Origin of the sequence: Gordonia sp. 852002-10350_SCH5691597, assembly GCF_001665715.1 — a bacterium.
Lineage (GTDB): Bacteria > Actinomycetota > Actinomycetes > Mycobacteriales > Mycobacteriaceae > Gordonia > Gordonia sputi.
On record NZ_LZMO01000300.1, the window covers coordinates 65,899 to 90,474 of the forward strand.

Below are 24,576 nucleotides of genomic sequence, written 5' to 3' on the forward strand. Positions count from 1 at the left end.
CCGAGGGGAAGTCGCGTTACGACAGCAAATCCGTGCGACGGTCGGCGAGGTAGGTGAACCGCTCGCGAGCGTCGTCGAGTACTTTTCGCTCGACGTCGACGATCAGTAGTCCTGGTTCGCGCTCGGCACGCGCGAGCACCCGGCCATCCGGCCCGATGCCTTCGCTGAGGCCCCCGTACGCGAGATCGCCCTCGACGCCACAGTAGTTCGCGTAGGCCACATACACGGTGTTCTCCAACGCGCGCGCCGGGAGCAGCACCGTCTGGACGGCGTCGTACTCGGGCATGTTGGCGGTGGGAACGCAGATCACCTCGGCGCCCCGGACGGCGAGATTGCGCACCAGTTCCGGGAACTCGACCTCGTAGCAGATGAGCAGACCCAGACTCCAACCCCCGACGTCGATCACGGGAGGTGATGAGACACCTACGGCCACGGCGTCGCGGTCGATGTCGCCGAACAGATGCGTCTTCCGGTGTGAGGCAAGGGAAATACCGTTGGCGTCGACGAGTCTGACGGTGTTGTAGACGCTCGAGTCGTCGAGTTCGGCGCATCCGTACAGGATCGCGATCGCGGTGCGTCGAGCGATGTTGCCGACGGCGTCGCCGAGTTTGCCGTCGACCGGGTCGGCCAGGCGTCGTGCGGTGCTCGGCGAGATGTTGTAGCCGGTCAGGTACATCTCCGGCGTGATCAACAGGTCGGCGTCGGCCTCCGCCGCCTCGGAGGCCGCTTGCTCGAGTCGGTCGAGATTGCCCTCGACGTCGTCGGCGACGGAGTGGCACTGCCACAACGCAATTCGTAGTCGATCAGCGGGCATCTGAATCCTCTTTCTGCGGCGGGACGTCCTCCAGGAGCGCGCTAGGGGTCACGGGCCTATGTCGATGGGTCCGAGCTCGGCGAACACATCTCCGGGCCCCGGGTTGGACGGGTGAGAGGCGCCGCCGAAGTGTGCGATCACTCCCCAGACCGCGTTGAGTCCGGTCTGCACCGCACCCTCGACCCACGCGGGCGTGAACGAGACGTCGTCGCCCGCGATGAAGATGCCGCGCTCGGCGTCGGGCAGATGCTCTTGACCGTGAAAGTGGTTGTACATCCTGGTGTTGTAGCGATAGTGCCCGGGCAGCGCGCCCTTGAAGGCACCGAGAAAGTTCGGGTCGTCCTCCCACGAGACAGTGATCGGGCGGCCGACGATGTGCGACGCGATGTCGAGGTCGGGGTAGATCTTCTTCAGTGCTGCGAGCGAGAGTTCGACTCGTCGGTCGACCGGATGCGGCAGCACTTTCAGCGCATCGCTCATCCACGTGTACGAGAGACAGATGACGCCGGGACGGTCGGGGCCGTTGTCGAAGAGGTAGGTGCCGCGGGTGAGGCGATCGGTGAGCGTCATACTCAAGACGTCGCGGCCGGTCGTCGGGTCGGTGTCGGTCCAGAAGGGACGGTCGACCATGACGAACGTCTTCGACGACTGCATGTAGCGGGTGCGATCGAGCGCCATCCAGAGGTCCTGACTGAACAACGATTCGTCGCACTCGATCTCGGTCGACAACAGCCACGCCTGGCAGGTGGCGACCACCGCGGAGAACACCCGCGAGTCGCCCCAGCGGTCGGTGACCTCGATGCGGTCGGGGCCGAGTCGTCGGATCGCGGCAACACCCGCGCGTGGCGCGCCGCTGTGCAGCGACGACAGACTCGTCCCGACCGGCCAGTGCGCGATGCGGTGCGGCGTGGCAGACCACAGTCGATGCGGAACCTGTTCTGCCCCACCGACGATCAACCTCTGCTCGGTGTCGCAATTCGTCACGACGACGCGCAGGATCTCGAGCATCGAGTTGCCGAAGTCCGAATCCCAACCGCCAGTGCCGAATCCGACCTGCCCGAACAGCTCTCGATGCCGGAAGGTCGCGTTACCGAACTCCTTCGACGTCGCGAGGAAGTCGTAGAAGCTGCGGTCGTCCCACTCGCGGACGAGTTCGTTCCACATCGATTTGAGCGTGGCGGTGTCGCGCGCGCGGATCGCATCCTGCAGTGCCGAGAATCCCGCGATGCGTTCGAGCGCCGAATCCCAGGCGTCGGAGATCTCGCGATAGATCGGCGGCAGGTCGTCGAGCGTCTTGGCGTAGAACGTCTCACCACCGAGATCGATGACGGTGCTGCCCGCGGCCTCGGTCAGCGGGTTGGGAAACGGGCGCGAACGCAGACCGAGCGCGTCGACGTAGTGGAAGAACGCGCTCGACGAGACGGGGAACCGCATGCCGCCGAGCTCTGCGACCTCGGGCTCGCCCGGCACGAACTGCTCGGAGCGCAGCCGTCCGCCGATGCGATCGGGCTCGTACACGACGGGCCGCAGACCGACCCTCATCAACTCGTACGCGGCGACCATGCCCGCCATACCCGCGCCGATGACCGCGACCTCCGCGCCCAGCGCGTCGTCGGGCACGCGACCGAGACCCGCGGGGTTGCTGATCCAGTCGTCGTATGCGAACGGGAAGTCGGGGCCGAAGATGGTGACAGGTGCGTCTGGCTGCACGTGTCAACCCTATGGTCTGGCGCGCTGACGTGCGTGACTTCGGCTCGGCGCGCGTGGTCGACGGTCTCGAGCGCACGGTCGGCGGTCTCGTGCGCACGGGCGATGTGACCCACGTCGCCCGAAGTCCGCGGGAACCGTATGCGGGGCACAGGCGACTACTCCTCACAGTGCCGTCGGAAAACCGACGGCATGCAGCCTCCCGACGAAGGAAGTCACCGAAGCCGTGGTCAGCCCTCCACCCGTGGATTCCGCGCCCGACAAGCCAGCCGAGACCGACAAGCCAACCGAGCCCGAGACGGTCGAACCAGATCGCGGCCCGCGGGCCGCGCGCCCAGCTCCCTCGGCGGCGCAGCGGTGGCGTCCGCTCCTACTTCGCTGGCATTTCTACGCGGGAATCCTGATCGGCCCGTTCCTTCTGGTCGCGGCCGTGACCGGCACGCTGTACGCCCTGATCCCTCAGATCGACCGGGCTGTCTACAGCCATGAACTCACCGTCGAAAACATCGGCGCACAGCGGCTTCCGCTGGGCGACCAGGTCGCCGCGGCGCGTCGAGTTCATCCGGAGGGAACCATCGCGTCGGTGACGCCTGCGCCGAAAGCGGACTCGACGACGCGGGTGACCCTGAGCGTCGACGACCTGCCGTCGGACCGAACGCGCACCGTCTTCGTCGATCCCTACACCGGCGAGGTGCGCGGATCGCTGACCACGATGGGCGAATGGCTGCCGGTACGTACGTGGTTCGACGACCTGCACCGCAACCTGCACCTGGGTGTCGTCGGTCGCAACTACAGCGAGATCGCCGCGAGCTGGCTGTGGGTGACGGCGCTGGGCGGGCTGGTCCTCTGGATCGGCTATCGGCGACGGACCCACAAGCGCAACCGCGTCCTCGTCCCTGACCGCGACGCGCCGAATCGGCGTCGAACACTGACGTGGCACGGAGCAGTGGGCACCTGGATCATCATCGGTCTCGTCGCGCTGTCGGCGTCGGGACTGAGTTGGTCGCGGTATGCGGGAGCGAGCATCGGTGAGTTGCGCACCGAACTCTCGTGGACGACGCCCGCGGTCTCAACGTCGCCCGCGTCGTCGAACGAAGGCCATCACCACGGGGGTGACGCAATGGCCGAAGCCCCGCCGACGATCACGCCGTCCGACTTCACCGCCGTCGACAACACCGCCACGCGAGCGGGTCTGCGCGCACCGATGGTCATCACGCCGCCATCCGCGGAGGGCACGGCGTGGTCGGTGAACGAGAACAATCGCGGGTTTCCCACGCGGTACGACGCGATCGCGGTGGACCCCAAGACATTTGCTGTCACCGATCGGGTGAACTTCGCGCAGTGGCCGTTCATGGCGAAGATGACCGACTGGGCCATCAGCGCACACATGGGCCTCTACGGCATTCTCAACCAGATCATCCTGGCGCTCTTGGGAATCGGTCTGATCAGCGTGATCGTCCGCGGCTACCTCATGTGGTGGCGGCGGCGTCCGACAAGAGGTGGACTACCCAAGGCCCCGGGGCGAGGATCGCTGAGTTCGCTCCTGCCAGCCGAGGCGGTGGCGCTCATCGCCGTGGTCGCGGTACTCGGGTGGTTTGCGCCGTGGTTCGGAATTCCGTTGGCGCTGTTCGTGATCGTCGACGCCGGGTGGGGCATCATTGCCACGCGCCGTGGTTCGGGGACCCCTCCGCATGGACACGAGCACGGCCCTTCCGATGAGCAACCAGCCCCCACGGCAGCCGAGAGTGCCCGATGATCGACAATCTCGCACTCCGCTGGGTCGTCACGATCCTGTTCGCGATCTCCGCAGCGTTGACCGTGTACGCGATGGTGCGCCAACCGCTTCGCTGGCCCGCTTACGTCGGACACGTGCTGCACCTGATCATGGCCGTAGCGATGATCGTGATGGCGTGGCCGTTCTCGATGAGCTGGCCGACCACTGGCCCGATGGTCTTCTTCATCGTCGCTGCCCTCTGGTTCCTGGCGACTCTCGCATTCCCGAGTTCTGTTCTCGCCGAACCGGAATGCGGGTGTGGCGATGTCTGCACGTGCGGGGCGAACTGTGGTTGCGTCCCCGCGACCGATTCGGTGTTCGGACGATCTGTCGCCGTGTATCACGCGGTCATGATGGGCGCGATGGCGTGGATGTACGCCGTGATGAACGGAAGCCTGCTCCCTGGAAGCACCTCGGCAAGTGCGTCGGGCACAGTCGAATACACGTCGGCGCTCGACTACAAGTCTGGGCTCGGTGAGCTCGTCCTCGCCCACGACCACGGTTCCGGCGGCATGGATATGCCGGGAATGGACATGATCGGCAGCAGCCAACCGGCGTACATCACCCCGGTCAACTGGATTCTCACGATCGGTTTCGCCATCGCCGCCGTGGTGTGGTTGTACCGCTACCTCGATCGACGACGACGCGCGGGCACGACGTCGGACGTACTCGCCTTCGCGGGCGATATCTCGCAGATCTGCATGGCCGCGGGGATGTCGATCATGTTCGGCGTCATGCTCTGAGCGTCATGCTCTGAGAATTCGGGTGAGGCGGCGGCGTGGAGGGCTCTGCTGGAACGTCGTTGGCTGGTGTGCGGTCGTCTCGATCCGCTCGCGGCACCAGCATCACACCAACGAGACAGGTGATCACGAAGCAGCACAGCGTGACCGGGGGCCCACGCGGACACCTCGACGGTGTCTGTCTGGACGTCGACGGCCGCGCCGAAGACCGACGAATGCGCCGCAGCATCGGTGAGGAACCACACCACCGCCGCGATACCGACCGTCGACCCCCCGATCGCGGCATAGCCCGCGCGGGCGCGCCGATAGCCGGGGCTGACGGCCCACAGCGCGAGCGCGGCGAGGAGGCATGCTGCGACCAGTGCGACTGCTCCGGCCAGACCGACGACGCCACGCGCGGCGAGCTCTACGGGCGCTCCCGATCGTGTGACGGCCCGGTCGGTCAGATCGGTCGACGACGGAATGACCGAGCCCTGCGCCCGAACCCACGTCATCGTCGTGCCAACGCCTCCCACTGTTGCCACGACGAGCAGCACAACCGACCAGCGGCGTCCGCCCGGGGTGGTTGTGCTCATGGTGTGGGCTGCGCGGGTGCGACGGGGGCCTGACCGCCCGTGCCGTCACTCCCCTGGTTGCCGTTTCCCTGGTTGCTGTTCCCCTGAGTACCGGCGCCTTGGCTTCCGGCGCCCGCGTCGCTCTGCGTGAGATTCGGGGTGCCGCTGCCCGACGAGCCGTCCTGCGCCGCGCCTGCGATCCCGGCGACGTCGGTGATCAGCCAGTTGCTGTCGCGGTCGAGCGTGATGGTGTAGGGGGTGACGGTGTTGAGTCCCTTCGGATTCTGTGTGCTCGTCATGTGCGTGGAGACGAAGACCTGCACGATGAACTGCCGATCAGCCCTGATGTCAACGGTTTTCGCCGCTATCAGTTTCGCGGTCTGCACCCACTGGACCTCTTGGATGAGTGGTGTCAGCGTGTTCACCGCAACGTCGAAGCGCGAATTGAGTTCCGGCGCAGTGCCGTTCTTCAGCGCTGCCGACCACGATTGCAGGTTGTTGAAGTCGAACGTCGCCGCGCCGACCGCGTACCTACCAGCGACGGTTTCGGCTGTCTGCTTGTCGGCAGTGAGTTGACGTTCGGCAGCGAGGTCGTCGGATCTTTGCACGAGGAGGTAGGCGAGCACGCCGACCGCGACCAGCGTGGCCACGCACAGCATGCTGACTGCCGCGACAACCGGGTGGCGACGCACCGACAGGTACTCGGTCAACTGAGCACGCGCAGAAGGCTTATCGACAGCCGGCTTCTCGCCGGGCGGATTGGTGGTGCCAGTCGCGCCGGCGGCATCGTTCTCAGGCTCGCCGTCGTTCTCCGGCTCGACGTCGTTGGTCGTGGTGTGCAGGTCGGTTGTCATGGGCTGGCTCCTACTTGGCTCGGGCTGTCATCTCGGCGGGGTCACGGTTAGTTGCAGGCTGTCGCCGGGCAGGACCTTCATTGCCTGCTCCAGCAGCGTCGCGATGTTGATCTGGGCCAGCACCGAACCCGACTGCCGTGCGGCCGGGAGCAGTGTGTCGGCGATGCTGCCCAATGGGGGCGCGATGGTGTTCACGAACTCAGCGGACCGATTCAACGACGGTTTCCAGCGATCCCTGATCTTCTTCCCGCCGTCGGTGGAGACGGCGAACGGCTTGACCGCGGTCACGACGTCGCGGACGCTGGTGCCCGCGTACACAAGTTGGGGAGCAGTCGGACGCAGCGAGGGGCCGACCCAGTCGCCGTCCTGCAGCATCGTCGTCGAGTTTCCGATGATCTTCTCGATGGCCGGTTGCGAGTAGATCATCGTCGCCGCAAGTACCTGCGCGGCCGGGGTGAGGCGTTCGACGTCGGACTCGGTTCCGGCGAGTGCTGCCGCGAGTGTGTCGACGAGATCGTTGACGAGCGTCGGGTCGACCTGATCGAGCAGTGTCTGCGTCGAGCCGAGAAGCTCCGGTACCGACGCCGGGACGTCGACCACGGTTGCGGTCAGGGTCTGACCGCTACGAATTGTCTGTGCCGCATCGTCTTTCGGGGGAATGAGGAAGAGTCCCGACTCCCCGATCATCGATTGGTTCTCGATGACGAGTTTGCTGTTCGACGGTATCTGATGCGCGGCGTCGTAGGAGATCTCGATCTCGATGTCGGTGCCGCCGGTGTAGGTCACCGACGACACACTCCCGATCGACACTCCGCGGAGCAACACAGCCGAACCGGCATGCAGGCCATTGGATTTGGGTGCGGTGATGGTGACCGTCGTCTGGTCGGCGATGACCCGCATCTTCAGGACGCCCACCGAGAGGTAGGCGACCGCGAGGATGAGCACCGCTATGGTCGCCACGATGGAGAACAGGTAGCGCGCCTTCATCGGACCGCTCCGATCATGCGCAGCACCGCCGTCACCGATCGGGTTGCTTCCCGACGGTCTGCACCCACGGTGATCTTGTCGACGGAGACTCCACCGTTCTTGGCGAACGGGAGGAGCTTTGTCTGCGTCACATCGACGACCTTGCCGATGTTGCCGTTGAATTCGGTCGACGTCGCGGAGTAGCTGCGCAGCAGAGGCGTGATCTTCTCCAGGAACGGGTTGAGCTGGGCCAGCCTCGGCGTGAGCCAGCTCAGACCGATCGCGAGCGCACTGGAACCCGCGACGAGTTTGAATCCCTCACTGATCGCGTCCATGACAGACCCCAGGGTGAACTGGCCCTGCGGACCCATCGACATCGCGAGAAGAGCTGGGTCAGAGGCTATCTGGCGGCTTGCATTATCGAGGGTGTCGATCATCGAGTTCAACTCGTCGGTGCCGCGTGCGAGATCCTGGATATCGTGAGCGCCTACCCGGGATGCCGCGGGGAGGTCTCCGTTCTTGATGTCGACGGACTCGTTGACCTTGCGAATCGAATCCTGCACCCGCATCACCGAGCCACCCGCCATGAAGTCGGCGAGATTGGTGATGATGTCTTCGATCTGGGGGCCGGGGTCTGTGTCGCGCAGGCCGATGACGTCGCCGTCGTGCAGGAGTGGCGCACTCGAGGCGGCGGGCGGGATCAGCGCGACGTAGATGTCGCCGAGCATCGTCGACTGTCGCAGTTCGGCTTTCGAGCCGCGCAACACCTGGGCTTCCGGAGCGATGCCGAGTGTCAGCCGCGCGGCGTTGGGGACGAGTTCGATGGATTCCAAGGTGCCGATCTGGGTGCCGCGTGAGAGCACCCGTGCACCAAGCGGGAGATTGACGACCGACGCGAAGTCGACGAAGAGCGTCGTCGAATCAGACGACGACGAGGTCAGTCTCGGCAACAGATTCGCGGGATTGGTCCCACGGCCGACCGCGACGACGACAAGCGCTGCCACCACGGCCAGCACACACAGGACAAAAGAGACTCCACGACGCATCATCGGCCGAGACCTCCCTGGATCGCTGCGTCCACCAGTCCGGTGAGATCGACGACCGCCGTCTGCCCGGTGCGGACGTCGCACCGCCCGGCACCGCTGCGGTCGAGGAGTCCGCACAGTGCCGCGCTACTCGGAGTCCTGGCGAGCACCTTCGGCCCCGACACAGACACCGGGATCCCTCGCGCGGACCGGCTCATCATCGCCGACGCCGGCGTCGCTATCCCCGGGATCTCGCGGAGAAGGACAAGCAGGTCAGGGATTTTGGCGATACCGAGATCGATCAGCGGTTTCGCGACGTCGGCCGTGTCGAGCAGTGGCGGGAGGAGGTCGCCGAGAAGGTCGTCGATCGCGGGCGCGGCCTCCGACAATCCGTTGAAGATGTAGACGAAGTCTTCGATCAACCTGCCCATCATGAACGTCAACGACGCCGAGTTGGTGCCGATATCGCGCAGATCATCCCAGTTCTGCGTGGTGACGTCTGTGAGCGTCGCCAGGTTGTCGAAGACCGAACGCATCTGCGCGAGAAACTCGTCGGGTGCTGCCATCAGGCTCGACATGTTCTTGATGGTCTTGTTGATATCGCCGCCGGTACCGTTGATCTCCCTCGAGGTGGCCGAGATAAGCTCTCCCACCGGCTTTTTCGTATCGGTACCGACTCCCCCGACCTCGTTGAACATCGTGGTGAACGACTGGAACGCATCGCTGACCGAGATGGGAGTGAACGTTCGAGAGAGCGGAACGCATGTCTGTGCGTCGAGTTGGGAGCCGCCGCGTGCGTCGGTGCCCACGAGTTCGAGACGACGGTCGGCGAGCACGGAGTTGTTGATCGCGACCACTTTCAGATCGGAGGCCAGTGGCCGGTCGTCGACCTTCATGTGCACTGTGACGTGACCGTTTTCGGGGCTCAGCGAGGTCACTGTTCCGACCTTGACACCCCGGATGTTGACCGCATTTCCCGCATAGATGCCTGCCGAGTCGGGCAGCAGGGCGCAAAGTGCACGCGCGTTGTTCGACGTCGATTTCAGGTAGACGACCACCGCACCCACAAGCAGCGCGACGACGAGGATCGCGGCGACCAGTGCGATCACCCTGCTGTCGATTCGGCGTGCTCGTGCGGTCAACATGTGCGGCCCGCGATGGGTATGCAGATCGACGAGTCGTCGATCACCTGGTCACCGAAGTCGAGTGCCACCCCATTGGGATGCAGTGTGCGACTGAGCTTGTCGGCGATGCCACGCAACTGTGTGATCGCTACACTCATCTTTGCCGCGATGTCTTTGGTCTCGCCCGCGGAGGCGATGATCCTGCGCAGGGGTGGCTTGATGCGCGCCTGATACGGCTCGCCGAGGACGTCGCCGACATAGAGCACGAGCGACGCGAGGGCGTCGTAGGTGATGATGCCGCGATCCTTGTAGCCGATGATGAGCGGCAGTACGGCGTGAATGCGTTTGATCATCTCGACGAGAGTGGCTCGTTGTGCCGCCATGGCGGTGCTGTATTCGCCACCGATGTCGGCGACGCTCTTGATCTGATCCTGCTGCTTGTCGAGCAAGCTCGTGAGGGTGTCGACGTCTGACATGATGCCGCGGATGGCGCCGGGCGCGGCGTCGAGACTGTTGGTCAGCGCCACCGCCGTGCCGCGCATCGTCGGCGCGTCGATGCCCGATGTGGTCTTGGCGGCGGCGTCGAGCACCTCGGAGATCGAGTAGGGGACGGAGGTGCGCGAGACGGGAATCACTGAGTCGCCCAACGGTTTGTCGCCCGCAGGCAACAGCGCGACGTATGCTCCACCGACCACCGTCAGCATCCGGACGTCGAGGGAGGTCTGGTCGCCGAGGAACACCTTGCGGTCGACGGAGAGCGAGACGTCGACTTTGTCGTCGGACAATGCGACGTCGGTGACCTTGCCAACTGTCACGCCTGCGATGCGTACCTCGGTGCCGCCCTTGATGCCGCCGCTCTCCGACATCACCGCGTGCACGGTCGCGCGCCCGGGAGGCGACATGTAGAGGAAGCCGACGACGACCACGAGCACAGCCACGACGGCGACAACTCCGACGGCCCACGAGATCTCGGCTCTACGGGAGACCTGGTCGCGGACAGCGAAGTCGGACACTCGGCTCAGGCCTTGCACAACGTCACCTTCCCTCCGCCGAGCAGGACCTGCCCCATCTCCGGCAGCGACACCTCGCCGCGCGAGCACGTCGCGTCGAAGCCCAGGTGACTCATCGACGCGTTCACCGTTGCCAGGAATGTCGGCAATGCGCCGAGCACCTCGGCGAACTGGTTGGTGTCGGGAACGAGTTGCATGATGCGCGCAGAGACGTTGTCGTGGCCGCCGAGTGTGAGGTCGAACAGGTTCGAGAGCAGGTCGACGATCGGCGGAAACACCTTGGCGCCGTTGCCGAATGCGGATTTCAGCAGATCGAGCTTGGTCTCGAGAGTGTCGAAGAGTACGCCGAGGCCTTTCATCAGCACCCCGATGATCTCTGACTTGCCCTGCAACGCGGCGGAGACAACGCCGAGGTTGTTGACGATCGTGGCGATCAGGGCCTTCTTGTCGGTGGCGAAACGGGTGAGACGTTCGACCTCGGCGAGGACGTCGCCGAGGCCCACGCCATCCTCGCCCTGGAGCAGATGGAGCATGTTGGTCGCGAAGGTGTTGAACACCTCGGGGTCGGCGCCCTGCAGCAGCGGCCGTAATCCGTTGAACAGCTTGGTGATGTCGAAGGAGCCACTCGTCTTGGCCGCGGGGATCACCTGATCGGGGTCGAGTGGCGTCACATCCGTTGGCGCGCTCGAGCTGGCGGCGCCGGCGACCCCTGACTCCTCGCTGTCCTCTGACTTCTCGGTGACTTCGGACTTCTCGGCAACTTCTGCTTTGGTGACCGCGAGGTAGCGCTGTCCGACGAGGTTCTGAAATCGAATCGCGAGCTGATCGCGATTGGTGAGTCGATTCTCCTCGCGCACAGTGAAAGTCACCAATGCGACGCCGGTGGGCTGGAGATCGATGTCGGTCACCTTGCCCACCTGGACGCCGCGCACGCGGACGTCGGCGTTCTTGTGCAGCCCGAACACGTCGGAGAATTCAGCGCGGTAGGTCTCGACGTCGCCGCCGACGGGCCGATTGATCGCCTGCACGATCGCATAGAGGGCGAGGATCACGACGGCCGCCACGAGCAGCAGTCGTTTCGTCGCCGACGACGCGTTTCTCACGAACCGCCACCCACTCTCGACAGCAGTTTGTTCAGCGGCGCCGATGCGCCGGGCACGACGTCGAGGTGCGCCGTTACCGACAGGGTGGTCCGGCCCGTCGTCGGATCGGTGTGGAACGCATTGCCGAAATGATCGATCAGCGTGCCGACCTGGGCGGGGGTGACGCCCGAAAGCCCCTGCCCGAGCGGCGTCGTGAATGCGTTGGTGAGGTCCATGAACGCACCGAACGGCGCGAGGCCGTTGAACAGTGATCCCATGCCGCCGAACAGATCTCCGATGTCGCCGATCATCTGCGCCACCTGAAGCACATAGCCGTGGTCGAGCAAGAGCGGGTTGGAGTTGAAGATGTTGAGCCCCTTGATTCCACCTGCGGCAGCGGCACCGACACCGCTGAAAGCGTCTGCGGCAGTGGGCAACAGTGCATTCAGACGTGTGCGCTGCCCCTGCTGCACCGTTTGCAGGGTGACGGTTGCCGCAGTCAGAAACGGTGACAGACGAATCGTCGTATCGCTCACCTGCTTGAGCAGGTCACTGAGTTGTGGGGACAGCACGGGCAGGGTGAAGGAGCCCGCACTGCGCACGGTCGCCGTCACGGTGTAGTCCGACGGGGGCTGTGCAAGCGTGATGGTGCTGCCACTGGTGACCGACGAGCCCGAACCCGTCGGATTCAGGCGCACGGCGTCGGAGCCGAAGAGGTTGCGCGACACGAAGCTGACCGCCGTGTTGTCGGTGAGCTCGCCCACGGCATCACGGTTGACGCAGACCTCCATGCGCGTGACGTCCCGGCGCGAAATGTCGAGGCCGCAGACCTGTCCGACGGTCTCGCCGCGGATATCGACCGGGACGCCCTCCTGCACGCCGTCGGGAAGCGACGGTGCGTCGATGGCGAAGCGTACGGCGTCGTCGCCTCCGCTGAAGGGTTTGATGACGACGAGCGCGACAACTGCGGCGGCTACGAGCACGGCGAAGATGCCTCGCTTGCGCAGCGCGGCCGGGGAGAGTTCGCGTGCCCTGCTCATGCGAAGTTCAGCCCCGAGTTCAGGCCCCAGAACATCAGCGACATCACCATGTCGGCCGCGACGATCAGCACGAGACTGGCGCGGATCGCCCGCCCGGAAGCGATGCCGACGCCCTCGGGACCGCCGCTCGCGAAGAAGCCGTAGTAGGTGTGCGCGATGATCACCAGGACCGCGAAGACGACGACCTTGATCGTCGAGTAGACGACGTCGACCGGACTCACGAACGCCTCGACGTAGCGATCGTAGGCGCCTGCGGAATTGCCGTAGACGACGCTGACGACGAGCCGCGACGAGAGGTAGGCCAGGCAGAGCGAAATCAGATAGAACGGCACGATGGCGAGGACGCCCGCGATGACGCGCGTGCCCACCACGAACGGGATCGGCCGGATCGCCTGCGCCTCGAGCGCGTCGATCTCCTCCGAAATGCGCATCGATCCGATCTCGGCAGTCATCCGGCATCCCGCCTGGGCCGCGAAACCCACAGCCGCGACGATCGGGGCCATCTCACGCGTGGCGGCGTACCCAGTGATGAGGCCTGCCATCGGCGACAGGTTGAGCGACGAGAGCGAGGTGACACCGAGGATGCCGATCATGCCGCCGACCGAAACACCAAGGATCGCAAGCACACTCGCGATCCCGCCGCCAACGAGGATCGAGCCGTTGCCCCAGGTGGTCTCGGCGAACGCCGCGAGCATCTGGTTGCGATACGCGCGCACCGTGTGCGGCAGACCCGCGATGGTGTCGAGCACGAACTTCACCTGGCGGCCGATGTGCTCGAAGGGTCGGCCCGCGTTGTCGACGGCCCTCTCCAACCGCGGGAACTTGGTGCTCGGGATGTAACTCCCGGCGCGCTGCGCCATCTCAGATCACCGCCATCTCAGATCACCTGCGGCGGGATGAAGAGCGTCGTGACCTGGGTGATGATCACGTTGATCACCATCGACGCGACGATGCCGAGTACGACGGCCGCGTTGACCGCGTCGGCGACGCCGCGCGCACCGCCGGCGGCCTCGAGCCCTCGTCTGCTCGCGATGACCACGACGACAAAACCGAAGATGACCGACTTACCCAGACAGATCCACAGGTCCGTGGTCGACGCGTAGCTGCCGAACGACTGCCAGTACGACCCCGCGATGACCCCCTGTCCGACGATCGCCACGATGAAGCTCGCGGCCACCGCGATCACGATGATCAGGATCGAGAGAACCGGAGCGACCAGCACCATCGCGACCATGCGGGGTGCGACGAGCCGGCGCGTGGGGTCGATGCCGAGGACTCGCATCGCGTCGATTTCTTCGCGGACCGTTCGTGCTCCCAGATCCGCCGTGATCGCCGACGCCCCTGCGCCGCCCAGCAGAAGGGCCGCGGCCATCGGCGCACCCTGCTGAATGACACCCATACCGCCGACGGCTCCGGCCATGGAGGTGGCACCGAGATTGCTGGTGAGGCCGCCGATCTGCACGGCGATGATCACTCCGAACGGTACGGCCATCAGCAGGGCCGGCAAGACCGTGATGCTGAGCAGGAACCACGCCTGAACGGTCGCTTCGCGGATCGGGAACCTGCCGCCGACGATGTCTGTCGTTGCGATGACAGAGGTGCGCACGCCCAGCCTCACCGTGCGGCCGAAGCCCTGCACACTCTGCGCCATCGGCACGCGCAACCCCCATACTCAATCAAGCACTTGTTTGGTTTTGGGACGTATCAGACATCCCGGTTTCATTCTTCGCGCCGAGGCGAGTATCACACATCCATGTGTCCGCTGTCACACCCCTATTCATGAGAGTGCTTTCAACTGCAGAAATACAAGCTCGGCGCACGCTCGATGCTCGATACCCTCGGTGTCGAGTGTTTGCGATCGTGAAACGTTGGAGTGAGTTATGGTTCACGGGTGCCAGAAGTAGGCTCGGCCTCGACCGCAGCGTCGACCCACGCGGGTTCGGCGATGACGATGCTGGGTGCGTCGCGTCGTCGACGCGCCGAGGAACAGGAGCGTCGGATCATCGACGCGGCGTCGTCGGAGTTCGTGCGCTCCGGGGTCCGTCGAGCCAACATCGATCGCATCGCCCGCGACGCGGGCGTCAGCCGCAGCACGCTGTATCGGCGTTTCCCCAGCAAGGACGCGCTGCTGGCCGAGGTCGTGCTGCAACTGCGCAGAGACTTCTTCTCCGAGATGCAACAAGCCGTTCGCGACCTCGACCCGCGAGAGGCGGTGGTCGAGGGGTTTCAGGTGTCCATCACGCGCGCACGCAGCAACGAACTCGTCACCCGCATACTCGCCGACGAGCCGGGCGCCGCCGACCTGATCATCGGATTCGACGGCCCGTACGTGGTGGAAATGGTCGGCCAGTTCAGTCAGAGCATCGTCGACTCCCTGCGTGCCGCGGGCGCCAACATGCCCGACGCCGACCTGCGACTCGCGTCGGAGACGCTGTTCCGGCTGATCATGTCGTTCGCGCTCACGGACTCACAGACCGTCGACATCGACGACGCCGACGCGCTGCGCGACTACGCGTCGAAGTTCCTCGCGCCGATGTTCTGGTGATCTCGACAAGCTCGATCAGCGGGGGTTGCGCTCGATCAGCGGGGGTTGCGCTCGATCAGCGGGGGGCTCGATCAGCGGGGGTCGCGATCGACCAGCGGGGGTCGCGATCGACCAGCGGGGGTTGCGCTCGATCAGCGGGGGTTGTGATCGACCAGCGGGGGTTGCGCTCGACCAGCGGGGGGCGTCGAGTGGGCGCTCGAGCCAGCCGACTGGGCGCTCGATACGGCCGAGTGGGCGTCCCGTCGCGTCGACTGGGCGCTCGAGCCAGCCGAGTGGGCGCCTTGTCGCGTCGAGTGGGCGTCCCGTCGCGTCGAGTGGGCGCCTTGTCGCGTCGAGTGGGCGTCCCGTCGCGTCGAGTGGGCAGCGTCCGGTTTCTATTGCGGACCCGATATGACCGCAATGGCTGCGATGCTCCGTTCGTCGGGTGATCGGCACTCGGCTCGAACGTCGAAGCGGCCCACCTGAAAGCCGCCCATCTGAAAGGCCACAGTCATGGATTGGACACTCGAAGTCGCGTTTCTGCCCGTCACCGACGTCGATCGAGCAAAAGACTTTTACACCAGGATCGGGTTCAACCCCGACCACGACTCGTCGCCGACCGACGAGATCAGGTTCGTGCAGATGACCCCGCCCGGCTCGCACTGCTCGATCGCTTTCGGCCGAGGCATCGTCGACGCCCCACCGCCCAACGCCGGGACACTGATGCTCTGCGTCTCCGACATCGAGGCTGCTCGTAAGCAGCTGCTCGACGCCGGTGTCGACGCCAGCGAGGTCGACGTCCAGTCGTGGGGCCACTTCGTGTACTTCGACGATCCCGACGGCAACCACTGGAACGTTCAGTATTTGCCCTACCGGTACGAGTGAGCTCTCGACGCCTCCTCACGACGCGAAACGGCCCCGCACCTTTCCGAGGTGCGGGGCCGCTTCGGTGATCTCGACAGGCTCGATCAACGAGAACTACAGCTCGATCAGCGGTGATCTCGACAAGCTCGATCAGCGGCTGGCTCGATCAGCGGGTAACCGTCAGCGGTAGTCGCTGCCGAATCCGTAGTCGTCCAGCGGAACCGCAGCGCCGGCCGGAGCACCGAAGGTGCCGTCCGGGCTGTAGTAGGTGTCGTCGTAGGACGGCACCGCGTAGGCGGCCGCGCGGGCCTCCTCGGTCGGCTGAACCTCGATGTTGCGGTACCGGTTGATACCCGTACCGGCCGGGATCAACTTACCGATGATCACGTTCTCCTTCAGACCGATCAGCTTGTCGCTGCGGCTGTTGATGGCCGCATCGGTCAGGACACGCGTGGTCTCCTGGAACGACGCCGCCGACAGCCAGGACTCGGTCGCCAGCGAGGCCTTGGTGATACCCATGAGGACCGGACGTCCGGCGGCGGGCTCGCCACCCTCGGACACGACCTGACGGTTCGCGGCCTCGAACTCGGCACGCTCGGTGAGCGAGCCGGGCAGGAACTCCGTCGAACCCGAGTCGATGATCGTCACGCGACGCAGCATCTGACGCACGATGGTCTCGATGTGCTTGTCGTGGATCGACACACCCTGGCTCCGGTAGACCTCCTGGACCTCGTTGACCAGGTGCACCTGCACCTGACGCGGACCCATCACGCGCAGCACCTCGTGCGGGTTCGCCGAACCCTCCATGAGCTGCTGGCCCACCTCGACGTGGTCGCCGTCGGCGAGAAGACGCTCGGAGCCGTCGTCGTGCTTGAAGACACGCAGACGCTGACGCTTCGAGATCTTGTCGTAGACAACCTCTTCCGATCCGTCATCGGGGATGATCGTGATCTTGTAGAAGCGGTCGTCGTCCTCCAGGCGAATCCGTCCGGAGACCTCCGCGATCGGTGCGACACCCTTGGGTACACGCGCCTCGAAGAGCTCCTGGACACGCGGCAGACCACCGGTGATGTCGTCACCGACGCCACCCTGGTGGAACGTACGCATCGTCAGCTGGGTACCGGGCTCACCGATCGACTGTGCGGCGATGATACCGACGGCCTCGCCGATGTCGACGAGCTTGCCGGTCGCCATCGAACGGCCGTAGCACATGGCGCAGACGCCGGTGCCGGTCGCGCAGGTCAGGACCGAACGGACCTTGACCTGGTTGATGCCTGCTGCGAGCAGAGCCTCGATCGCCGGATCGCCGAGGTCGTGACCGCGCTCGACGATGACGTTGCCGTTCTCGTCGACCGCGTCGGCGGCCAGGGTGCGGGCGTACGCCGAGGTCTCGACGTGCGCGTCGCGGATGATCGAACCATCCGGCTGCTTCTCGCCGAGCAACACGTTGATGCCGCGCTCGGTGCCACAGTCGGTCTCGCGGACGATGACGTCCTGGCTGACGTCGACCAGACGACGGGTCAGGTAACCCGAGTCGGCCGTACGAAGTGCGGTGTCGGCCAGACCCTTACGAGCACCGTGCGTGTTGATGAAGTACTCGGCGACGGTCAGACCCTCGCGGAACGAGGACTTGATCGGACGCGGGATGAACTCACCCTTCGGGTTGGTCACCAGACCCTTCATGCCCGACAGGTTTCGCACCTGCGTCATGTTTCCGGTCGCGCCGGACTTCGGGATCATGGTGATCGGGTTGTCGTCGGGGTAGTAGTCCTCCATGGCCTTACCGACTTCCTCGGTGGCCTGCTTCCAGATCTCGACCAGAGCGTCACGACGCTCATCCGGGGTGAGAGCACCACGCTGGAACTTGCGCTCCAGTCCGTCGGCCCGCTCCTCGTAACGCTCGAGGATCTCAGCCTTGGCCGGCGGCACGAGCACGTCGGCCATCGACACGGTGACACCCGAACGGGTAGCCCAGTAGAAGCCGACGTCCTTGAGCTTGTCGACGGTCTGCGCGACAACGATCATCGGGTAGCGCTCTGCGAGATCGTTGATGATCGCAGCCTGACGCTTCTTCGGCATCTGCTCGTCGACATACGCGTACTCGACGGGGAGCAGCTCGTTGAAGAGCACGCGCCCCAGCGTCGTCACGACGTCCCACGGCTGACCGAACTTCCAGCCATCCGGGAACTGCTCGGCCTCGATGTCGGCAGGCGGACGCTGATCGGTCAGACGCACCTTGATGCGCGACTGCACGGTGAGCGCACCGCGGTCGACGGCCATGATGGCCTCAGCCGGGCTCGAGTAGACGCCACGCTCGATGTCGTCGTCGGTTGCCGGGGTGTACTCGCCTGCCGCGCCCTCCTTGAGGGTGGTCAGGTAGTACAGACCGGTCACCATGTCCAGACGCGGCATGGCCAGCGGGCGACCCGACGCGGGCGACAGGATGTTGTTCGACGACAACATCAGGATGCGCGCCTCGGCCTGCGCCTCCGCACTCAGCGGAAGGTGCACGGCCATCTGGTCACCATCGAAGTCGGCGTTGAACGCCTCACACACGAGCGGGTGCAGCTGAATGGCCTTGCCCTCGACGAGCTGCGGCTCGAACGCCTGGATGCCCAGGCGGTGCAGCGTCGGAGCACGGTTGAGCAGCACGGGGTGCTCGGCGATGACCTCTTCGAGGACGTCCCACACGGCCGGGCGCTGACGCTCGACCATGCGCTTTGCACTCTTGATGTTCTGCGCCTGGTTCAAATCGACGAGGCGCTTCATCACGAACGGCTTGAACAGCTCGAGAGCCATCAGCTTGGGCAGACCACACTGATGCAGCTTGAGCTGCGGGCCGACGACGATGACCGAACGGCCCGAGTAGTCGACGCGCTTACCGAGCAGGTTCTGACGGAAACGCCCCTGCTTGCCCTTGAGCAGATCAGACAGCGACTTGAGCGGACGGTTGCCCGGTCCGGTGACCGGACGGCCGCGGCGGCCGTTGTCGAACAGGGCGTCAACCGACTCCTGCAGCATCCGCTTCTCGTTGTTGACGATGATCTCGGGGGCACCGAGGTCGATCAGTCGCTTGAGGCGGTTGTTGCGGTTGATGACGCGGCGGTACAGATCGTTGAGGTCGGAGGTCGCGAAGCGGCCACCGTCGAGCTGCACCATCGGACGCAGCTCCGGCGGGATCACCGGCACGGCGTCGAGAACCATGCCCAGCGGCGAGTTGCCCGACTGCTGGAACGCCGCGACGACCTTGAGTCGCTTGAGCGCGCGCAGCTTCTTCTGGCCCTTACCGCTGCGGATGGTCTCGCGCAGCGACTCGGCCTCGGCGTCGATGTCGAAGGTCTCGAGGAGCTTCTTGATCGCCTCGGCGCCCATGGCACCGGTGAAGTACTCGCCGTAGCGGTCCTGCAGCTGGTGGTAGAGCTTCTCGTCGATGATCAAATCGCCGGGAGAGAGCTTCACGAACTTGTCCCACAGCTCTTCGAGAGCGTCGAGCTCACGCTGTGCTGCGTCGCGCATCCGCTTCATCTCGCGGTCGCCACCGTCGCGCACCTTGCGGCGCACGTCGGCCTTGGCACCCTCGGCCTCGAGCTCGGCGAGGTCGGCCTCGAGCTTCTGCTGACGCTCGTTGAGGTCGGCGTCGCGCTGATCGGCGATAGCCTTCTTCTCGACCTCCATCTCCGCCTCGAGCGTCGAGAGCTCGTTGTGGCGGAGCTCGTCGTCGACCGAGGTGATGACGTATGCGGCGAAGTAGATGATCTTCTCGAGATCCTTCGGCGCGAGGTCGAGCAGGTAGCCCAGGCGGCTCGGTACACCCTTGAAGTACCAGATGTGGGTGACCGGCGCGGCCAGCTCGATGTGGCCCATCCGCTCACGGCGCACCTTGGCCTTGGTGACCTCGACGCCGCAGCGCTCGCAGATGATGCCCTTGAAGCGCACGCGCTTGTACTTGCCGCAGTAGCACTCCCAGTCGCGAGTAGGTCCGAAGATCTTCTCGCAGAACAGGCCGTCCTTCTCAGGCTTGAGCGTGCGGTAGTTGATGGTCTCCGGCTTCTTGACCTCGCCGTACGACCAGTTGTGGATATCGTCGGCCGTTGCAAGACCGATTTTCAGTTCGTCGAAAAAGTTGACGTCGAGCACTTGTTACCTTTCCAGAGCTCTGTCAATAAAGGGCCGTTGGCCGCCGGTCACGGAGTTTCCGTGACCGGCGGCAGCGAGATCAGTTCGCGAGGTCGTCGACGGTGGCCGACTCGTTGCGCGACAGGTTGATGCCGAGGTTCGCGGCTGCGCGCTCGAGATCCTCGTCGTCGGTGTCGTGCATCTGAATCGCCGCACCGTCGGAGCTCAGCACCTCGACGTTCAAGCAGAGTGACTGCAGCTCCTTGAGGAGCACCTTGAACGACTCGGGGATGCCCGGCTCGGGGATGTTCTCGCCCTTGACGATGGCCTCGTAGACCTTGACGCGGCCGACCACGTCGTCGGACTTGATCGTCAGCAGCTCCTGCAGCGTGTAGGCAGCGCCGTACGCCTGCATGGCCCAACACTCCATCTCACCGAATCGCTGGCCACCGAACTGGGCCTTACCGCCGAGCGGCTGCTGGGTGATCATCGAGTACGGACCGGTGGAGCGAGCGTGGATCTTGTCGTCGACCAGGTGGTGCAGCTTGATGATGTACATGTAGCCGACAGACACCGGGTACGGGAACGGCTCGCCGGAACGACCGTCGAACAGCGTCGCCTTGCCGTCGCCGTTGACCATGACCTCACCGTCGCGGTTCGGCAGCGTCGAGGACAGCAGTCCGGTCAGCTCCTCCTCGCGGGCGCCGTCGAACACCGGGGTTGCGGTGTTGGTGTCGGGCTCGGCCGAGTACATGTCCTCGGGCAGCTTCGACGCCCAGTCGGGCACACCACTCGCGACGTTGATGTTCCAGCCGGTCTTGGCGATCCACCCGAGGTGGGTCTCCAGGATCTGACCGATGTTCATACGACGCGGAACACCGTGGGTGTTCAGGATGATGTCGACAGGGGTGCCGTCGGGCAGGAACGGCATGTCCTCCTGCGGGAGGATCTTGCCGATGACGCCCTTGTTGCCGTGGCGGCCTGCGAGCTTGTCGCCGTCCTGGATCTTGCGCTTCTGGGCCACGTACACGCGGACCAGCTCGTTGACACCGGGAGCGAGATCGTCGTCGTCGTCGCGGCTGAAGACGCGAACACCGATGACCTTGCCGGTCTCACCGTGGGGCACCTTGAGCGACGTGTCGCGAACCTCGCGAGCCTTCTCACCGAAGATCGCGCGGAGCAGACGCTCTTCCGGGGTCAGCTCGGTCTCGCCCTTCGGGGTTACCTTGCCGACCAGGATGTCGCCGTCACGGACCTCGGCACCGATACGCACGATGCCGCGCTCGTCGAGGTCGGCGAGGACCTCATCGGAGACGTTCGGGATGTCGCGCGTGATCTCCTCGGCACCGAGCTTGGTGTCGCGGGCGTCGATCTCGTGCTCCTCGATGTGGATCGAGGTGAGTACGTCTTCCTCCACGAGCCGCTGGCTCAGGATGATGGCGTCCTCGTAGTTGTGACCCTCCCACGGCATGATCGCCACGAGCAGGTTCTTACCCAGTGCCATCTCGCCGTTCTCGGTACACGGACCGTCGGCCAGGACCTGGCCTGCCTCGACGCGCTGTCCCTCGTCGACGATCGGGCGCTGGTTGGCGCACGTGCCGTGGTTGGAACGCGCGAACTTGCGCATCCGGTAGGTGTCGCGGGTGCCGTCGTCTGCCATCACGGTGATGTAGTCGGCGGAGACCTCTTCGATCACACCGGTCTTGCCCGAGACGATGACGTCGCCGGCATCGACCGCCGCGCGCAGCTCCATACCGGTGCCGACCAGCGGCGACTCGTTACGGACCAGCGGCACGGCCTGACGCTGCATGTTCGCACCCATCAGGGCGCGGTTCGCGTCGTCGTGCTCGAGGAACGGGATCATCGCGGTCGCGACCGACACCATCTGTCGCGGCGAGACGTCGAGGTATTCGACCTCGGTCGCGCCGACGAACTCGACCTCCGAACCCTTCTTACGGACCAGCACGCGATCGTCGGTGATGGTTCCGTTGAGGTCGAAGTTGGTGTTCGCCTGGCCGATGAGGAAGCGGTCTTCCTCATCCGCGGTCAGGTACTGGATGTCGTCGGTGACGACACCGTCGACGACCTTGCGGTACGGCGTCTCGATGAAGCCGAACGGGTTGACCCGCGCGTACACCGAGAGCGATCCGATCAGACCGATGTTCGGACCCTCAGGGGTCTCGATCGGACACATGCGGCCGTAGTGCGACGGGTGGACGTCGCGGACCTCGAGGCCCGCACGCTCACGGCTCAGACCACCGGGGCCGAGAGCCGAGAGACGACGCTTGTGCGTCAGACCCGACAGCGGGTTGTTCTGATCCATGAACTGCGAGAGCTGCGACGTTCCGAAGAACTCCTTGATCGCCGCCACGACGGGACGGATGTTGATCAGGGTCTGCGGAGTGATCGCCTCGACGTCCTGGGTCGTCATGCGCTCACGCACGACGCGCTCCATACGCGAGAGGCCGACGCGAATCTGGTTCTGGATGAGCTCGCCGACGGTACGCAGACGACGGTTGCCGAAGTGGTCGATGTCGTCGACCTCGATCGGGACGTCGAGGCCGTCGGGTCCGGCGACCTTCGCGAGCGACACGGTGTGCGGGTCGGAATCGTGCAGACGCACGAGGTACTCGACGGTCGCGGCGATGTCTTCGCGGGTCAGGACCGACTCGCCCGTCATCGGGTTGTCGGTGAGGCCCAGCTTCTTGTTGATCTTGTAACGACCGACACGTGCGAGGTCGTAGCGCTTCTCTTTGAAGAACAGGTTCTCGAGGAGGTTCTCAGCCGACTCGCGGGTCGGGGGCTCGCCCGGACGCAGCTTGCGGTAGACCTCGAGCAGCGCCTCGTCCTGGTTGGCGGTGTTGTCCTTCTCCAGGGTCGACATCATGATCTCGGAGAACCCGAAGCGCTCGCTGATCTCTTCGTTCGTCCAGCCGAGAGCCTTCAGCAGCACGGTGACCGGCTGACGACGCTTGCGGTCGATGCGCACACCGACGGTGTCGCGCTTGTCGACGTCGAACTCCAGCCACGCGCCACGGCCCGGGATGACCTTCACGGTGTGGAGGGTCTTCTCGGTGGCCTTGTCGATGGAGGCGTCGAAGTAGACGCCGGGGCTGCGGACGAGCTGCGAGACGACGACACGCTCGGTGCCGTTGATGATGAAGCTGCCCTTGTCGGTCATGATCGGGAAGTCGCCCATGAAGACGGTCTGCGACTTGATCTCACCGGTGTTGTTGTTGATGAATTCCGCGGTGACGAACAGGGGCGCCGCGTAGGTCATGTCCTTGTCTTTGCACTCCTCGACGGAGGCCTTGACCTCGTCGAAGTGAGGGTCGGAGAAGGAAAGCGACATCGACCCCGAGAAGTCCTCGATCGGCGACAGTTCGTGGAGGATGTCCTCCAGTCCGCCGACGGGGTTCTCTTCGCCACGGGCGATGGCCTTGGCGCGCCACTCGGGGGAGCCGACGAGCCACTCGAAGGAATCGAGCTGTAGATCAAGGAGGCCCGGTACCTCCAGAGGCTCGCTGATTTTCGCGAACGATGCGCGGTGCGGCGCATTCGGGATGGTGGTTGAGGTGGACTGGCGATCGACTGCCAAGGTGCGTCCTTCCAACACGAGGGTTCTGCCTAGCGGTGTGTGCAACAAGCGCTAAGTGGCTTGGTGGGCCGTTCGCTGGTGACAACCTTCGATCGCGATCACCATGCACACACCAGAGGAGAATGTGGCCAGAAGGAGAATCGACAGATGGACAGGAGGCAGCCAGCGCAACGTCCAACTGTAGCAGAAAATAGACGCACTTTGTCAAGTAGCGTCTGGAAACGATTTCGCACTGGTGGCTGCCCGCGCTGCAATCGCTGGTGACAGATTGGCCCGCCAACGCCGCCACGTCAAGCGGTACGCGCCAATTTGTGCAAGAAAATTAGCGCCTCACCTGCGTGATGCCGCGTTGGCGGGGTCGCTGCGGCAAGAGTTCAGCACCCCGTTGCGCGTAGAACACGCGCTGGCCACACGGCTGCCCTGGGCAGTTGTGAAGCGACCAACTCGGTTCACGCGAGGAGCGAACCCACGATGGGCCAGCGTCGGCTCGTGGTTGCGCCGCCCCGTTCTGCACGACGAAGAGCGAGAAGCGCAGCGACGATGCGGCAGCGTCGGCTCGTGGCTGCGCCGCCCCGTTCTGCACGACGAAGAGCGAGGAGCGAAGCGACGATGCGGCAGCGTCGGCTCGTGGATGCGCCGCCCCGTTCTGCACGACGAAGAGCGAGGAGCGAAGCGACGATGCGATGAGGAGGAAGAACGGGGCACAGGGCGCAGCCACGAGCCGTGCAAAAGACGAAGCCACGAGCCGCGCAAAAAAAATCAGATATCTGCGACCTTGGCGATC

The 24,576-nt window shown here is 64.9% G+C and carries 19 protein-coding genes; 4 read left to right on the plus strand and 15 right to left on the minus strand.

Annotated features, from left to right (window positions below):
- Nucleotides 1-16: 16 nt before the first annotated feature.
- On the minus strand, nucleotides 17-814 hold the full coding sequence (locus A5777_RS23025; RefSeq protein WP_064864980.1) for a carbon-nitrogen hydrolase family protein: 798 nt from the start codon (nucleotides 812-814) through the stop codon (nucleotides 17-19).
- Nucleotides 815-862: 48 nt separating this feature from the next.
- Nucleotides 863-2,524 (minus strand): flavin monoamine oxidase family protein, encoded by a 1,662-nt coding sequence (locus tag A5777_RS23030; RefSeq protein ID WP_064864984.1) that lies wholly within the window; start codon nucleotides 2,522-2,524, stop codon nucleotides 863-865.
- Nucleotides 2,525-2,765: 241 nt separating this feature from the next.
- Here A5777_RS23030 and A5777_RS23035 point away from each other — a divergent pair, with 241 nt between their 5' ends.
- Nucleotides 2,766-4,277: a PepSY-associated TM helix domain-containing protein gene (locus A5777_RS23035; RefSeq protein WP_251722055.1), complete on the plus strand. Its 1,512-nt coding sequence runs from the start codon at nucleotides 2,766-2,768 to the stop codon at nucleotides 4,275-4,277.
- A complete protein-coding gene (locus tag A5777_RS23040) occupies nucleotides 4,274-5,038 on the plus strand; it encodes a DUF5134 domain-containing protein (protein ID WP_064864990.1) in 765 nt (254 codons plus the stop codon). Before A5777_RS23035 ends, A5777_RS23040 begins: the two co-directional genes overlap by 4 nt.
- On the opposite strand, the gene A5777_RS24870 is transcribed toward A5777_RS23040, so the two are convergent.
- Genes A5777_RS24870 through A5777_RS23085 form a run of 10 tightly spaced genes read right to left on the minus strand, consistent with a single transcriptional unit; the run spans nucleotide 4,921 to nucleotide 14,347 of the window.
- The gene (locus tag A5777_RS24870; RefSeq protein WP_156529469.1) at nucleotides 4,921-5,610 is read right to left on the minus strand and encodes a hypothetical protein; all 690 of its coding nucleotides are present in this window, start codon (nucleotides 5,608-5,610) and stop codon (nucleotides 4,921-4,923) included. The two genes, A5777_RS23040 and A5777_RS24870, sit on opposite strands and share 118 nt — an antisense overlap.
- On the minus strand, nucleotides 5,607-6,443 hold the full coding sequence (locus A5777_RS23045) for a serine/threonine protein kinase (RefSeq protein ID WP_231895176.1): 837 nt from the start codon (nucleotides 6,441-6,443) through the stop codon (nucleotides 5,607-5,609). The genes A5777_RS24870 and A5777_RS23045 overlap by 4 nt, the downstream gene beginning before the upstream one ends.
- 27 nt (nucleotides 6,444-6,470) lie before the next feature.
- Nucleotides 6,471-7,430 (minus strand): MlaD family protein, encoded by a 960-nt coding sequence (locus A5777_RS23050; protein ID WP_064864994.1) that lies wholly within the window; start codon nucleotides 7,428-7,430, stop codon nucleotides 6,471-6,473.
- Nucleotides 7,427-8,458, minus strand: coding sequence for an MlaD family protein (locus tag A5777_RS23055; protein ID WP_064864997.1), 1,032 nt, complete (start codon nucleotides 8,456-8,458; stop codon nucleotides 7,427-7,429). The genes A5777_RS23050 and A5777_RS23055 overlap by 4 nt, the downstream gene beginning before the upstream one ends.
- Entirely contained in the window at nucleotides 8,455-9,579 is a 1,125-nt protein-coding gene (locus A5777_RS23060) for an MlaD family protein (RefSeq protein WP_064864999.1), read from the minus strand. Before A5777_RS23060 ends, A5777_RS23055 begins: the two co-directional genes overlap by 4 nt.
- Nucleotides 9,573-10,589 carry an MlaD family protein gene (locus A5777_RS23065; RefSeq protein WP_064865002.1) on the minus strand — a complete coding sequence of 339 codons (1,017 nt, stop codon included), beginning with the start codon at nucleotides 10,587-10,589 and terminating at the stop codon, nucleotides 9,573-9,575. Before A5777_RS23065 ends, A5777_RS23060 begins: the two co-directional genes overlap by 7 nt.
- Nucleotides 10,577-11,671, minus strand: a complete 1,095-nt coding sequence (locus A5777_RS23070; RefSeq protein WP_064865006.1) for an MlaD family protein — start codon at nucleotides 11,669-11,671, stop codon at nucleotides 10,577-10,579. Before A5777_RS23070 ends, A5777_RS23065 begins: the two co-directional genes overlap by 13 nt.
- On the minus strand, nucleotides 11,668-12,690 hold the full coding sequence (locus tag A5777_RS23075) for a hypothetical protein (RefSeq protein ID WP_064865009.1): 1,023 nt from the start codon (nucleotides 12,688-12,690) through the stop codon (nucleotides 11,668-11,670). Before A5777_RS23075 ends, A5777_RS23070 begins: the two co-directional genes overlap by 4 nt.
- Entirely contained in the window at nucleotides 12,687-13,550 is an 864-nt protein-coding gene (locus A5777_RS23080) for an MlaE family ABC transporter permease (RefSeq protein ID WP_064865013.1), read from the minus strand. Before A5777_RS23080 ends, A5777_RS23075 begins: the two co-directional genes overlap by 4 nt.
- 17 nt (nucleotides 13,551-13,567) lie before the next feature.
- Nucleotides 13,568-14,347, minus strand: coding sequence for an ABC transporter permease (locus A5777_RS23085; RefSeq protein WP_005206518.1), 780 nt, complete (start codon nucleotides 14,345-14,347; stop codon nucleotides 13,568-13,570).
- Between the two features lie 234 nt (nucleotides 14,348-14,581).
- On the opposite strand from A5777_RS23085, the gene A5777_RS23090 reads away from it, so the two are divergent.
- Nucleotides 14,582-15,235, plus strand: coding sequence for a TetR/AcrR family transcriptional regulator (locus A5777_RS23090; RefSeq protein WP_231895177.1), 654 nt, complete (start codon nucleotides 14,582-14,584; stop codon nucleotides 15,233-15,235).
- A gap of 492 nt (nucleotides 15,236-15,727) precedes the next feature.
- The gene (locus A5777_RS23100) at nucleotides 15,728-16,099 is read left to right on the plus strand and encodes a VOC family protein (RefSeq protein WP_064865023.1); all 372 of its coding nucleotides are present in this window, start codon (nucleotides 15,728-15,730) and stop codon (nucleotides 16,097-16,099) included.
- 159 nt (nucleotides 16,100-16,258) lie between these two features.
- Here A5777_RS23100 and A5777_RS23105 read toward each other — a convergent pair whose 3' ends face one another.
- The 3 genes from A5777_RS23105 to A5777_RS23115 form a co-directional block, all read right to left on the minus strand.
- On the minus strand, nucleotides 16,259-20,215 hold the full coding sequence (locus A5777_RS23105) for a DNA-directed RNA polymerase subunit beta' (protein ID WP_064865027.1): 3,957 nt from the start codon (nucleotides 20,213-20,215) through the stop codon (nucleotides 16,259-16,261).
- 79 nt (nucleotides 20,216-20,294) lie between these two features.
- Complete coding sequence (gene rpoB, locus A5777_RS23110; RefSeq protein ID WP_005209199.1) at nucleotides 20,295-23,792, minus strand: DNA-directed RNA polymerase subunit beta; 3,498 nt, start codon at nucleotides 23,790-23,792, stop codon at nucleotides 20,295-20,297.
- Between the two features lie 322 nt (nucleotides 23,793-24,114).
- On the minus strand, nucleotides 24,115-24,576 hold a 462-nt coding region (locus A5777_RS23115; protein ID WP_231895178.1), incomplete at its 5' end, for a hypothetical protein.